Annotated in this window: 11 protein-coding genes; all 11 read left to right on the top strand. The window is 68.8% G+C overall.

All coding sequences use genetic code 11. From position 1 onward, the window contains the following. The first annotated feature begins 21 nt into the window (after positions 1–21). The gene (locus AC0CH3_RS16445; RefSeq protein ID WP_056673713.1) at positions 22–324 is read left to right on the top strand and encodes a hypothetical protein; all 303 of its coding nucleotides are present in this window, start codon (positions 22–24) and stop codon (positions 322–324) included. Then, positions 321–533 (top strand): hypothetical protein, encoded by a 213-nt coding sequence (locus AC0CH3_RS16440; protein ID WP_354301121.1) that lies wholly within the window; start codon positions 321–323, stop codon positions 531–533. The genes AC0CH3_RS16445 and AC0CH3_RS16440 overlap by 4 nt, the downstream gene beginning before the upstream one ends. Further along, positions 530–1,039, top strand: a complete 510-nt coding sequence (locus tag AC0CH3_RS16435) for a hypothetical protein (RefSeq protein ID WP_354301123.1) — start codon at positions 530–532, stop codon at positions 1,037–1,039. Before AC0CH3_RS16440 ends, AC0CH3_RS16435 begins: the two co-directional genes overlap by 4 nt. After that, positions 1,036–1,455, top strand: a complete 420-nt coding sequence (gene mce, locus AC0CH3_RS16430) for a methylmalonyl-CoA epimerase (RefSeq protein ID WP_354301125.1) — start codon at positions 1,036–1,038, stop codon at positions 1,453–1,455. The genes AC0CH3_RS16435 and mce overlap by 4 nt, the downstream gene beginning before the upstream one ends. After that, positions 1,455–2,234, top strand: coding sequence for an enoyl-CoA hydratase-related protein (locus AC0CH3_RS16425; protein WP_354301127.1), 780 nt, complete (start codon positions 1,455–1,457; stop codon positions 2,232–2,234). Before mce ends, AC0CH3_RS16425 begins: the two co-directional genes overlap by 1 nt. 130 nt (positions 2,235–2,364) lie before the next feature. After that, a complete protein-coding gene (scpA, locus tag AC0CH3_RS16420) occupies positions 2,365–4,509 on the top strand; it encodes a methylmalonyl-CoA mutase (protein ID WP_354301129.1) in 2,145 nt (714 codons plus the stop codon). 137 nt (positions 4,510–4,646) lie between these two features. After that, positions 4,647–5,633, top strand: a complete 987-nt coding sequence (gene bioB / locus AC0CH3_RS16415; RefSeq protein ID WP_354301131.1) for a biotin synthase BioB — start codon at positions 4,647–4,649, stop codon at positions 5,631–5,633. Beyond that, the gene (locus AC0CH3_RS16410) at positions 5,624–5,983 is read left to right on the top strand and encodes a lysozyme inhibitor LprI family protein (RefSeq protein ID WP_354301133.1); all 360 of its coding nucleotides are present in this window, start codon (positions 5,624–5,626) and stop codon (positions 5,981–5,983) included. The genes bioB and AC0CH3_RS16410 overlap by 10 nt, the downstream gene beginning before the upstream one ends. A gap of 55 nt (positions 5,984–6,038) precedes the next feature. Next, on the top strand, positions 6,039–8,138 hold the full coding sequence (locus AC0CH3_RS16405) for an acetyl/propionyl/methylcrotonyl-CoA carboxylase subunit alpha (protein WP_354301135.1): 2,100 nt from the start codon (positions 6,039–6,041) through the stop codon (positions 8,136–8,138). A gap of 147 nt (positions 8,139–8,285) precedes the next feature. After that, positions 8,286–10,664: a DUF3772 domain-containing protein gene (locus tag AC0CH3_RS16400; RefSeq protein ID WP_354301137.1), complete on the top strand. Its 2,379-nt coding sequence runs from the start codon at positions 8,286–8,288 to the stop codon at positions 10,662–10,664. 79 nt (positions 10,665–10,743) lie between these two features. Next, positions 10,744–12,916 (top strand): TonB-dependent receptor (locus tag AC0CH3_RS16395; protein ID WP_465238075.1); only part of this gene is annotated, 2,173 nt, incomplete at its 3' end.

The raw sequence follows: 12,916 nt of genomic DNA, 5'->3' as shown, positions 1-12,916 counted from the left end.
GTCATGCGAAGGAGTCGTGACATGCAGACCGAACGCGTGACGTTTCTGACCACCCCCGATCACAAGGCGGCGCTCGACGCGTTTGCGGCGAGCAACGGCATGTCGGTCGGGCATGTCGTTCGCGAGGCGACCTCGCGCTATGTCGTGGAGGGCGACATGACCGAGGACGACCGCTTCAAGCTGTTGATCCACGAGCTCGACGAGGCGCTCCCGGCGATGCATGCCGCGCTCGATGCGGCGATCGAGGGACAGCAGCGTCTGCGCGCCGATATCGACGCCAGGCTGCGCGACGCCGGCCTGCTCGACGCGGAGCGTGTCGCATGAGCATGATCGGCGACGCGATGCGGACGATCGAATCCGTCATCCTGCTCCGCAGCAAGGTCGAGCGGTTGAACGAGGAACTCGCCGCGACCAACGGGCAGGTGCGACGCGTGCTCGACTCGGTCATCCAGATCAACGGACGCCTGATCCGCCTGGAAACGTTCGAGGAGATGCGGTCCGGGATACGACCCACCCCGAGGATCGAGCAATGATCGCGCTGTTCCTGTTGCAGGTCGCGGCGGTGGCAACGCCCGCGTGGAAGCTCGCCGACCGGACCAATCCGGCGGGGGTGCGCAGCATCTCCGCGTCGGTCACGGGCAATGACGGGCTGTCGCGGTTCGTCGTGAAATGCGACGTCGGCACCGAGCCGATCGTGTCGATCCAGTTCATCCAGCCGCAGTCGCTCGGGCAGGGCGCGGACAAGCCCGTCGCGGTGCGGTTCGATGGCGGGCCGGCGTTCACCTATAACTGGCAGTTTCCGGGGACGGGGACCTACATCATCGATCCCGAGGCGATCACGCGGCTGACGACGTTCCTCGTCAAATCGAAGACGTTGCGCGTCGAGACGACCAACGGCGCGGGCTTTGCGGTGCAGGCCAATTTCGCCGCGCCGGCGAACGACGCGATGGTCCGCCAGGTGCTCGGCGTGTGCGGCTATACGCTCGGCGTCGTTCCACCCCCGCCGCCCCCGCCGCCTGTGCCAAAGGATACGCAATGACGCTTGGCCGCCTCAACCATGTCGGGGTCGCGACGCCGTCGATCGCGAAATCGATCGAGACGTATCGGGTGTTGCTCGGCGCGACCGCGATCGGGGAGCCGTTCGACCTGCCCGCGCAGGGCGTGAAGGTGTGCTTCATCGATGCGCCCAATACGCAGATCGAGCTGATCGAGCCCTATGACGAGAGTTCGCCGATCGCGGGGTTCCTGCGCAAGAATCCAGCGGGCGGGCAGCATCATGTCTGTTTCGAGGTGCCCGACATCCAGGCGGCGGTCGCGGATCTGAAGGCGAAGGGCGCGACGGTGCTCGGCGAACCGCGGATCGGCGCGCATGGCACGCCGATCGTGTTCGTCCACCCGAAGGACTTTGGCGGGATGCTCGTCGAACTGATGGAAACACCGAAAGGGGGGCACTGATGGCCGAGCATATCCTGAGCGAGCGGCGTGGCGACGTGCTGGTGCTGACGCTCAACCGGCCCGACCGGCTGAATGCGGCGCCGCCGGCGATGTTCGAGGAGATCGCCGCGGCGGTCGCCTCGCTCGACGGTGCGCGGGCGGTGTTGATCGCAGGCGCGGGGCGCGCGTTCTGTTCGGGGGCGGATGTCGGTAGCGGGGCGCTGGGGTCGGACGATCCGGGTGCGGCGACGTACACGGCGCTGACGGGGAGCTATAACCCGGCGATGGCGGCGATCGCGGACCTTGGCGTGCCGGTGGTGAGTGCAGTGCGCGGGCCGGCGGCGGGGATCGGGTGCAGCCTCGCGCTCGCGGCGGATTTCTGCGTTGCCAGCGAGAGCGCGTATTTCCTCCAGGCGTTCGTCAATATCGGGCTGGTCCCCGATGGCGGCGCGTCGTGGATGCTGCCGCGGCTGATCGGCAAGGCGCGCGCGACCGAGATGATGATGCTCGGCGAGCGCGTGCCTGCCGCCAAGGCGCTCGACTGGGGGATGGTGCACAAGGTCGTCGCGGACGATGCGCTCGACGCGGAGGCGTTCGCGCTGGCGGAGCGGCTCGCGGCGATGCCGACGGTGGCATTGGGGCTGATGCGGCGCGCGATTACGGCTGCGTATGCGAGCGATTATGCGGGCGCGATGGAGGCCGAGGCGGTCAACCAGCGTGCGGCGCGCGGGTCTGCGGATTCGATGGAGGGCGGGATCGCGTTCCTGACGAAGCGCAAGCCGGTGTTCACGGGGAAGTGACGTCCGGTTCGCGCACCACCCCGGCGGAGGCCGGGGCCCAATCGGGTAGCGGCGGATTAGCCGGTGCTGCGCTTCGTTACTTCGACCTTTCCAATTTGGCCCCGGCCTTCGCCGGGGGGGTGTTTTGCGTATGACTGACAAACTGAATCCGACGCTTGCCGAGTGGGAGGCTGCCGCCGCGAAAGAGGTCAAGGGCGCCGACCTGACCTGGGCGACCCCCGAGGGGATCGACGTCAAGCCGCTCTATACCGCGGACGACGTGACCGCGGATCCGGGGTTGCCGGGGTTCGCGCCGTTCACGCGCGGGGTGCGGGCGTCGATGTATGCGGGGCGGCCGTGGACGATCCGGCAATATGCGGGGTTCTCGACGGCGGAGGCGTCGAACGCGTTCTACAGGCGTAATCTTGCCGCGGGGCAGAAGGGGCTCTCGGTCGCGTTCGATCTCGCCACGCACCGCGGCTACGACAGCGATCATCCGCGCGTCACCGGCGACGTCGGCAAGGCGGGCGTCGCGATCGACAGCGTCGAGGACATGAAGATCCTGTTCGACGGGATTCCGCTCGACAAGATGTCGGTCAGCATGACGATGAACGGCGCGGTGATCCCGATCCTCGCCTTCTTCATCGTCGCGGGCGAGGAGCAGGGCGTGCCGCGCGCGCTGCTCGACGGGACCATCCAGAACGACATCCTCAAGGAGTTCATGGTCCGCAACACGTACATCTACCCGCCCGAGCCGAGCATGCGGATCATCTCGGACATCTTCGGCTACACGTCGCGCGAGATGCCCAAGTTCAACAGCATCTCGATCAGCGGCTATCACATGCAGGAGGCGGGGGCGACGCAGCTCCACGAGCTCGCCTTCACGATCGCCGACGGCATGGAATATGTGAAATACGGCGTCGCAAGCGGGCTCGACATCGACAAGTTCGCAGGGCGGCTGTCGTTCTTCTTCGCGATCGGCATGAACTTCTTCATGGAGATCGCCAAGCTGCGCGCCGCGCGCGTGCTGTGGCACCGCGCGATGACGCAGTTGGGCGCGCAGGACGAGCGCTCGAAGATGCTGCGCACGCATTGCCAGACGTCGGGCGTGTCGCTGACCGAGCAGGACCCGTACAACAACGTCATGCGCACGACGATCGAGGCGATGGCGGCGATGCTGGGGGGCACGCAGTCGCTCCACACCAACGCGCTCGACGAGGCGATCGCGCTGCCGACCGACTTTTCCGCGCGGATCGCGCGCAACACGCAGATCGTGCTGCAGGAAGAGACGGGGATGACCAAGGTCGTCGATCCGCTGGGCGGCAGTTACTATGTCGAGAGCCTGACGCAGAGCCTGGTCGATGGCGCGTGGACGCTGATTGAGCGGATCCAGGCCGAGGGCGGGATGGCGAAGGCCGTCGCGGCGGGCTGGCCCAAGGCGATGATCGAGGAGGCCGCCGCGGGGCGCCAGGCGCGTGTCGATCGCGGCGAGGACGTGATCGTCGGCGTCAACAAGTACAAGCTGGCCGAACAGGACGCGATCGAGATCCTCGACGTCGACAATGTCGCGGTGCGCGCAGGCCAGGTCGAGCGGATCGCGCGCGTGAAGGCGACGCGGGACGAGGATGCGTGCCGGGCGGCGCTCGATGCGCTCCGCGAGGGGGCGAAGGGGTCCGAGAACCTGCTCGCGCTGGCGGTCGAGTGTGCGCGGGCGCGGGCGACGCTGGGCGAGATCTCGTCGGCGATGGAGGATGTGTTCGGGCGCTATGGCACGCAGCCGACGCCGGTGTCGGGCGTCTATGGCGGCGCGTATGAGGATGATGCGCGCTGGACGCGGCTGACCGACGGGGTCGAAGCGACCGAGCGGCGGCTGGGACGCAAGCCCCGCATGCTGGTCGCCAAGATGGGGCAGGACGGGCATGACCGCGGCGCCAACCTGGTCTCGTCGATGTTCGGCGATCTGGGGTTCGAGATCGTGCCGGGCGCGCTGTTCCAGACCCCGGCGGAGGTCGCCGCGCTGGCGCTGGCCAAGGACGTCGACGTGGTCGGCGCGTCGAGCCTGGCGGCGGGGCACAAGACGCTGATCCCCGAGCTGATCGGCCACCTGCGCGAGGCGGGACGCGCGGATATCAAGGTGATCGCGGGTGGCGTTATTCCCGCACAGGACTATCAGGCGCTGCGTGATGCCGGGGTCCAGGCGATCTTCGGACCCGGCACCAACCTGATCCAGGCCGCCGAGGACGTGTTGAAGCTCCTCGGCCATAATATGGGCCCGCAAGAGGAAGCCGCAGAATGACCGATACGATGGCAAATCTTCTCCCCTCCCGCACGCGGGAGGGGCCGGGGGTGGGCTCGCGCCATCAGCCGGACGCGACGCCGGTAGCGCGTGCCCACCCCCCGACCCCCTCCCGCGAGCGGGCGGGGGAGGTGCGTATGGACTGGACGCGGGCGGAGATCGCGGCGTTGTTCGACCTGCCGTTCGACGCACTCATGTACCGGGCGCAGACCGTGCACCGGGCGCATCATGCGGTGAGCGAGGTGCAGCTGTGCACATTGCTGTCGATCAAGACCGGCGGCTGCCCCGAGGATTGCGGCTATTGTTCGCAGTCGGCGAGCGCGGATACGCAGCTGAAGGCGGAAAAGCTGATGGACGTCGATGCCGTGCTCGCCGACGCGGCGCATGCCAAGGCGGCGGGTTCGCAGCGGTTCTGCATGGGCGCGGCGTGGCGCAACCCGAAGGCGCGCGACATGCCGAAGGTCGTGGCGATGGTCGAGGGCGTCCGCGCGATGGGGCTCGAGACGTGCATGACGCTCGGCATGCTCGACGCGGAGCAGGCGAAGCAGCTCGCCGATGCGGGGCTCGATTACTACAACCACAATATCGACACGTCGCCGGAGAATTACGGCAACGTCATCACGACGCGGACCTTCGAGGACCGGCTGGAGACGCTGGCCAATGTGCGCGATGCGGGGATTTCGGTGTGCTGCGGCGGGATCGTCGGGATGGGTGAGACGCGCGGCGATCGCGTCGGCTTCGTCCATGCGCTCGCCACGCTGCCGCGACATCCCGAGAGCGTGCCGGTGAACGCGCTGGTGCCGGTCAAGGGGACGGTGCTCGGCAACATGCTCGCCGACACGCCGCTCGCGAAGATCGACGATATCGAGTTCGTGCGGACCGTCGCGGTCGCCCGGATCACGATGCCGCTGAGCATGGTGCGGCTGTCGGCGGGGCGCGAGAGCATGTCCGAGGCGACGCAAGCCTTGTGCTTCATGGCGGGGGCGAATTCGATCTTCACCGGCGACACGCTGCTGACGACGGGCAATGCGGGCGACAGCGCGGATGCGGCGTTGCTGGCGAAGCTGGGGATGACGCCGATGACGGGTGCCGAACCGATGCGCGAGGCCAAGACATGCTGCTGATCGCACTCCTGATGGCCGCCGCGCCGATCCAGACACAGGCGCAGATGACCCGGTCCGCGGGCGGCAGCTATGCGCAGGCGGATGCGGCGATGACCGCGCAGTGGAAGCGGACCTATGCCTATATGAAGCGGCGCGATGCGCAGGACACGTCGCGTGGCGGTGGCTTCGGGTTTGCGGGATCGCTGCTCGAAAGCCAGCGCGCGTGGCTCAAGTTCCGCGACACGCAGTGCGTGATCGAGGGCGGGCAATATGCCGGCGGATCGGCGCAGGGGATGACGGTCGCCGGCTGTCGCACCGACCTGACCAAGGCACGGACCGCGCAGCTCAAATCGATGATCTGGTACCAGTAAATACACGTCCGCACCCGGCGCAAAGCCGGGGAGACGGCACAGCTTAGGGCGAGAGATGTTCAAGAAAATCCTGGTCGCCAATCGCGGCGAGATCGCATGCCGCGTGATGCGCACCGCCAAGGCGATGGGGATCAAGACCGTCGCGGTCTATTCCGACGCCGACGTGCGCAGCCCGCACGTGCTGATGGCGGACGAGAGCGTGCGGCTGGGGCCTGCGCCCGCGGCGGAGAGCTATCTCAAGGCCGAGCTGATCCTGCTGGCGGCGAAGGAAACGGGCGCGGACTGTATCCATCCGGGATACGGTTTCCTGTCCGAGCGCGAGAGTTTCGCGCGCGCGTGTGCCGAGGCGGGGATCGCGTTCGTCGGCCCGCCGCCGGCTGCCATCGCGGCAATGGGCGACAAGATCGAATCGAAGAAGCTCGCCAAGGCGGCGGGCGTCAACGTCGTGCCGGGCTATCTGGGCGAGATCGCGGACACCGACGAGGCGGTGCGGATCGCGGGCGACATCGGCTATCCGGTGATGATGAAGGCGTCGGCGGGCGGCGGCGGCAAGGGCATGCGGCTGGCGTATAGCGAGCAGGACGTCCGCGAGGGCTTCGAGGCGACCAAGCGCGAGGGGTTGGCGTCGTTCGGCGACGACCGCGTGTTCATCGAGAAGTTCATCGAGAGTCCGCGGCATATCGAGATCCAGCTGATCGGCGACCAGCATGGCAACATCGTCTATCTGAACGAGCGCGAGTGCTCGATCCAGCGGCGGCACCAGAAGGTCGTCGAGGAGGCGCCGTCGCCGTTCGTGACGCCCAAGATGCGCAAGGCGATGGGCGAGCAGGCGGTCGCGCTGGCGCGGGCGGTCGGTTATTATTCGGCCGGGACGGTCGAGCTGATCGTGTCGGGCGCGGATACGAGCGGCGAGGGGTTCTACTTCCTCGAGATGAACACGCGGCTCCAGGTCGAGCATCCGGTGACCGAGGAGATTACCGGGCTCGATCTGGTCGAGCTGATGATCCGCGTCGCGGCGGGCGAGCCGCTGGGGTTCGCGCAGGACGACGTGAAGCTGAACGGCTGGTCGATCGAGAACCGGGTCTATGCGGAGGACCCGTATCGCGGGTTCCTGCCGAGCATCGGGCGGCTGGTGCGGTATAATCCGCCTGAGACGTCCCCCGTGACTTCGACGTCACCCCAGCGAACGCTGGAGTCTTCCGGTGGGGACACGCGCGGCTCGAACGGGGAGACCCCAGCGTTCGCTGGGGTGACGGACCGTCTGGATGCCTCCGCCGAACCCCGCGTCCGCGTCGACGATGGCGTGCGCGAGGGGGGCGAGGTCAGCATGTTCTATGATCCGATGATCGCCAAGCTGATCACCTGGGCGCCGACGCGCGACGGGGCGGTCGCGGCGCAGATCGCGGCGCTCGACGCGTTCGAGCTCGAGGGGCCGGGGAACAACATCGATTTCCTGTCGGCGATCATGCAGCATCCGCGCTTCCAGTCGGGGGCGCTGACGACCGGGTTCATCGCCGAGGAATATCCCGACGGGTTCCACGGCGCGCCCGCGGACGCCGACCTGCTCAGGACGCTCGCCGCCGTCGCCGCGTTCGCCGCCACCGCGGAGGCCGATCGCGCGCGGCGGGTCGACGGGCAACTCGGCAAGCGGCTTCGTCCGCCCGCCGACTGGGTGGTGACGATCGACACGGTCGACCATGCGGTGTCGGTGTCGACCGACGGGATCGCGGTCGATGGCGCGGAGCTCGATATGTCGCTCGAATACACCCCGGGCGACCGGATGGTGGTGGTCGAGGGCGACGAGCATCTCACGATCCGCATCGCCAAGGCGCGCGCGGGGTTCAAGCTGACGACGCGCGGCGCGAGCCATGTCGCGCGCGTGCTGCCCGCGCGGGTCGCACCCTATGCCGCACACATGATCGAGAAGGTCGCGCCCGACCTGTCGAAATTCCTGATCTGCCCGATGCCGGGTCTGCTCGTGCGGCTCGACGTCGCGGCGGGGGACAGGGTCGAGGCGGGGCAGGCGCTCGCGGTGGTCGAGGCGATGAAGATGGAGAATATCCTGCGCGCGGAGAAGACGGGCGTGGTGAAGGCGGTGGCGGCCAAGACGGGCGACAGCCTCGCGGTGGATCAGGTGATTTTGGAGCTGGAATAGGGGGAGACGCCGCTTGTGTCCCCGCGGAGGCGGGGACCCAGACTGGGCTCCCGCCTTCGCGGGAGAACAGGGGGGCGGTGGGTAAGGGCGGGGCGCCATCGCGGCTGCCCCTCCCGTTTTTGACCGCGAGGCTGTAGAGCCGGGCGGATGAGCGTTTTTCGTTACCTTGCGGCGGTGCTGCTTCTCGTGTCCGCGCTGCCTGCGACGGCGCAGGACGAGCCCAAGGTCGCGACCGTCGCGGCGGGGCTGACGCGCGCGTCGGCGGAGCTCCAGGCGATCGACGATGCGGCGGTGGATGCGCGCGACGATGCGGCGCGGCAGGCGCTGCGCGTGCGCGCGCAGGCGGTGCAGGCGACCGCCGCCGACGCGGTCCGCGTGCTGACGCCCGAGATGGCGCTGGTCCAGGCGCGCGTGACCGAGCTCGGCGCGACGACGCCCGGGGTGGTCGAGGCACCCGAGATCCGCCAGCAGCGCCGCCTGCTTGCGCAGAGCCAGTCGGCGCTCGATTCGGCAATCAAGCGCGCACGGCTGATCGGGGTCGAGGCCAAGCAGCAGATCGACGATATCGGTGCGGCGGAGGCGGAGGAACTCGGCCAGCAGCTCTCCGAGAAATCGCCGTCGCCGCTGTCGCCGACGCTGTGGACCGCGATCGTCGATCACCTGCCGCGCGACACCGCCAGGCTCAACCGGTTCGCGGCCGGGGGGGCGAGGCAGTTCGTCCAGCGGTTCGACAGCCGCGCCGCGACGATCGCGCTCGCCGGACTGCTCGCCGCGCTGGTGCTGCTCTGGCCGGTACGCGGCGCGCTGCACCGGATGGGGCGCGGCTATGCGACCAACCATGCGCCGGGCGGGCGGATCCGGCGGTCGGCCTATGCGCTGTGGCTGGTCGTGATCGGGACGCTGTTGCCGGGGTTCGCGGCGCTCGCGCTGGTGACGTCGCTGCGCTGGTCGGCGCTGTTGTCGACGCCGTGGAACACGCTGGCGTCGAGTTTCGTCGGGCTGTCGTTCTTCACCGCATTCCTGTCGTCGCTCGGCGGTGCGCTGTTGCTGCGCGCGCAGCCGACGTGGCGGCTGCTGCCGATCGGCGATACCGCCGCGCAGCGCCTCAGGCCCTATACCTGGGCGGCGGCGGCGCTGATCTTTGCCGGGCAGCTGCTGATCGCGGGCAACGTCCTGATCGGCGCGAGCGCGGCGGCGTCGACCGCGGCGAACGCGCTGATCGCGGTGCTGCATCTCGGGCTGATCGCGAGCGTGCTGATGGCGCTCGGTCGGCTGCGCGCGGCAGCGTTGCCCGACCCCGAAAAGCCCGCGCGCAACAGCGTGCTCGCGATCGTCGCGCTGCTGGTGTGGATCGCGGTCGTCGTCGCGCTGGCCGCGACGCTGATCGGCTATGTCAATTTCGGGCTGAAGATCGGCCAGTGGATGCTGTGGGGCGCGATCGTCGGCGCGACGCTGTATTTGTTGATGACGTTCACCGACGACGCGTCGCGCGCCGCGCTGTCGAGCACCAACCGGATCGGCCGGACCGCGAACAGCGGCTTCGGCGTCGGCAACCGGACGGTCGACCAGATCGGCGTGCTGGTGTCGGCGGCGCTGCGACTGGTGCTGATCATGCTGGCGATCGGCGCGGTGATGGCGCCGTTCGGCGCGGGCGTGACCTCGGTCTTCGAACTGTTCGGGACGGTCGCGGGCGGCGTCACGATCGGCGAGGTGACGATTTCGCCGGGGGCGGTGCTGCGGTCGTTCGCGGTGCTGTTCGTCGCGCTGGCGATCATGCGCGGGCTGCAGCACTGGCTGGTCAACAGCTATCTGCCGACGACCGCGATGGATGCAGGCGCGCAGAATTCGGTGACGATGGTCGCGCGCTATGCGGGGATCATCGCCGCGGTGCTGTGGGCGCTCGCCGCGCTCGGGATCGGGATGGAGAAGCTCGCGGTCGTGCTCGGCGCGCTGTCGGTCGGGATCGGGTTCGGGTTGCAGGCGATCACGCAGAACTTCGTCTCGGGGCTGATCCTGCTCGCCGAGCGGCCGGTCAAGATCGGTGACTGGGTGCGGATCGGCAACCAGGAGGGCGACGTGAAGCGGATCAACGTGCGCTCGACCGAGATCCAGGTCGCGGACCGGTCGACGCTGATCGTCCCCAATTCGGAGCTGATCACCAAGACGATCCAGAACATGACGCTGGCGGCCCCCATTGGCCGGATCCAGCTGCAATTCTCGGTCCCGCTCGAAAGCGATATCGATGCGGTGCGGACGATGCTGTTCGCGGCGTTCGCGGAAAAGCCCGAGGTGCTCGACGATCCCGAGGTCAAGGTGTTCATCGATTCGATCGACGCGGGCCGCGTCAAGCTGAACTGCTTTGCCTATGTCGCGAGCCCGCGCGACACCTATCCGGTGCGCAGCGACCTGCTGTTCACGCTGTTGCGCCAGTTCCGCGAGGCGGGGATCGACCTCGGCACGACGACGACGAAGATGGAGCTGATCGCGGCGCCGCCGGTGTCCGTCGTGCCGTCGGTCGCGCCGTGAGGGCGCGTGCCGCGCGTCGGGCATAATCCTGCGACAATTGGCCGCTAGCCGGGGCACTCGACGAACGGGGTGCCAGTATATGCGTAAATTCGGTCTGATGCTGGTGGCGAGCCTGCCCTCGATCGCGGCGGCGCAACAGGCGCCGGTGCCCGCACCGACTGCGACTGGGGCTGCGACTGGGGCTGCGGCGCAGACCGGCATCGAGGCGGGAGAGGCCGAAGAGGCGGGCGAGGCGGGCGAGGCGGACGAGATCGTCATCACCGGATCGCGCAAGCTGCCGGGGTCGGTGGTCGGCGACATTCCGCCCGACCAGACGCTGGGGCAGGCGGAGATCCGGTCGTACGGCGTCAGCTCGATCTCCGACCTGCTGACCGAGCTCAGCCCGCAGACGACGAGCGGGCGCGGCAGCGGGGGGGCGCCGGTGGTGCTGCTCAACGGACGGCGCATCTCGAGCTTTTCGGAGATCCGCGACATTCCGACCGAAGCGATCCAGCGCGTCGAGATCCTGCCCGAGGAGGTCGCGCTGAAATATGGCTATCGCGCGGACCAGAAGGTGGTGAACTTCGTGCTGCGCCGCCGCTTCCGTGCGGTGACCGCGGAGGCGATCGGCCGGATGCCGACCGAGGGGGGCAGCAGCACGCCGGAGGCCAAGCTCGACCTGCTGACGATCGCGCGCGACCGGCGCGTAAACCTGCACGCCGAATACAGCTCGACCTCGGCGCTGACCGAGGCGGAGCGCGATATCGTCCCCGTCACGGGGAACAGCGGGGGCACGAGCGGGGCGGTCGGCGCGGGCGCGGCGGTCGGCGCGGGCGGGGCGGTCGTCGACCCGACGCCGTTCCGGACGCTGCTGGGGTCGAGCAACACCTTTACCGCGAACAGCGTCTATGCGCGCAACATCTTCGGCAATGTCGGCGCGACGATCAACGGACGCGTCGAATCGACCGACACGCGCAGCCTGAACGGCCTGCCGATCGCCGCGCTGACGCTGGCGGACGGGAGCAGCGTCAACCGCGCGCTCGACGATGACGGGTTCCTGCCGCTCGCACAGCGCGTGTCGTCGATCGCGGCGCATCTGGGAACGACGCTGAACGGCGACGTCGGCACGTGGCGCTGGACGCTGACGGGGAATTACGATCGCAGCGACACGCAGACCTTCACCGACACCGGCGTCGATGCGACCGCGTTCAATGCGCGGCTCGCGGCGGGCGATCCGGGTGCGCAGCCGTTCGGACCGCTGACGCCGGGCGACATCGGCGCGGCGGCGGGCAACCGCGCCTATGCCTCGCAGAACAGCGGCGGGGTCGACGCGGTGGTCAATGGCAGCCTGTTCGCGCTGCCCGCAGGCGCGGTCTCGACGACGATCAAGCTGGGCGCGGAGACCGCCGGGTTCGAGAGCCGCTCGTATCGCGCAGGCCTGACGCAGCGCGGCGAGGTGTCGCGCGATACGGTCAACGGGCAGGTCAACCTCGATCTGCCGATCGCGAGCCGGTCGAAGGACGTGCTGCCGTTCCTCGGGACGCTGTCGGCCAATCTCAACCTGGCGAAGGATCATCTGTCGGACTTCGGGACGCTGACGACGCTCGGCTATGGCGCGAACTGGTCGCCGATTCCGGCGCTGCGCGTGATCGCATCGGTGACCGACACCGACCAGGCGCCGAGCGCGCAACAGCTCGGCAACCCGTCGATCACGACGCCCAATGTGCGCGTGTTCGACTATGTGCAGGGGACGACCGCGACGGTCACGACGATCAGCGGCGGCAACCCGGGGCTGATCGCGGACAATAACCGCGTGAAGAAGCTCGGGCTGACGCTGAAGCCGTGGAGCGAGCGCGACGTGACGCTGACCGCGAACTATGTCGACAGCCGCACCGACGATCCGATCGCGGCGTTTCCGACCGCGACCGCGGCGATCGAGGCGGCGTTCCCCGACCGGTTCACGCGCGATGGATCGGGCGCGTTGCTCCGGATCGATCGCCGGCCGGTCAACTTCGCGCGCAGCGAGCGGTCCGAACTGCGCTGGGGGATCAATTTTTCCGCGCCGCTGAAGTCGAAGGTCCAGCGCGAGCTCGAGGCGTTTCGCGCGGGGACCGGCCCCAATCCGTTCGAGGGGATGCAGCCGCCGGGTGGGCGGCGTCGCGGCGAGGGCGGCGACGCCCCCGGCGCGCGCGGTGCGAATGCGTCGCGTGAGGGCGGCGGTCCCGGTGGTCCCGGTGGTGGTGGCGGCCGTGGGGGCGGTGGCGGTGGCGGGG

Source organism: Sphingomonas sp. AC449, assembly GCF_979253475.1.
Note: the sequence above shows the minus strand (reverse complement) of the source record. Positions and strands in the feature narration are given on the sequence as shown.

Bases quoted from the DNA above. Each gene is read 5' to 3' on its own strand.
- scpA (WP_354301129.1), top strand. From the start codon at position 2,365: ATGACTGACAAACTGAATCCGACGCTTGCCGAGTGGGAGGCTGCCGCC.
- AC0CH3_RS16410 (WP_354301133.1), top strand. From the start codon at position 5,624: ATGCTGCTGATCGCACTCCTGATGGCCGCCGCGCCGATCCAGACACAG.
- AC0CH3_RS16405 (WP_354301135.1), top strand. From the start codon at position 6,039: ATGTTCAAGAAAATCCTGGTCGCCAATCGCGGCGAGATCGCATGCCGC.
- AC0CH3_RS16425 (WP_354301127.1), top strand. From the start codon at position 1,455: ATGGCCGAGCATATCCTGAGCGAGCGGCGTGGCGACGTGCTGGTGCTG.
- mce (WP_354301125.1), top strand. From the start codon at position 1,036: ATGACGCTTGGCCGCCTCAACCATGTCGGGGTCGCGACGCCGTCGATC.
- AC0CH3_RS16440 (WP_354301121.1), top strand. From the start codon at position 321: ATGAGCATGATCGGCGACGCGATGCGGACGATCGAATCCGTCATCCTG.
- AC0CH3_RS16435 (WP_354301123.1), top strand. From the start codon at position 530: ATGATCGCGCTGTTCCTGTTGCAGGTCGCGGCGGTGGCAACGCCCGCG.
- bioB (WP_354301131.1), top strand. From the start codon at position 4,647: ATGGACTGGACGCGGGCGGAGATCGCGGCGTTGTTCGACCTGCCGTTC.
- AC0CH3_RS16445 (WP_056673713.1), top strand. From the start codon at position 22: ATGCAGACCGAACGCGTGACGTTTCTGACCACCCCCGATCACAAGGCG.
- AC0CH3_RS16400 (WP_354301137.1), top strand. From the start codon at position 8,286: ATGAGCGTTTTTCGTTACCTTGCGGCGGTGCTGCTTCTCGTGTCCGCG.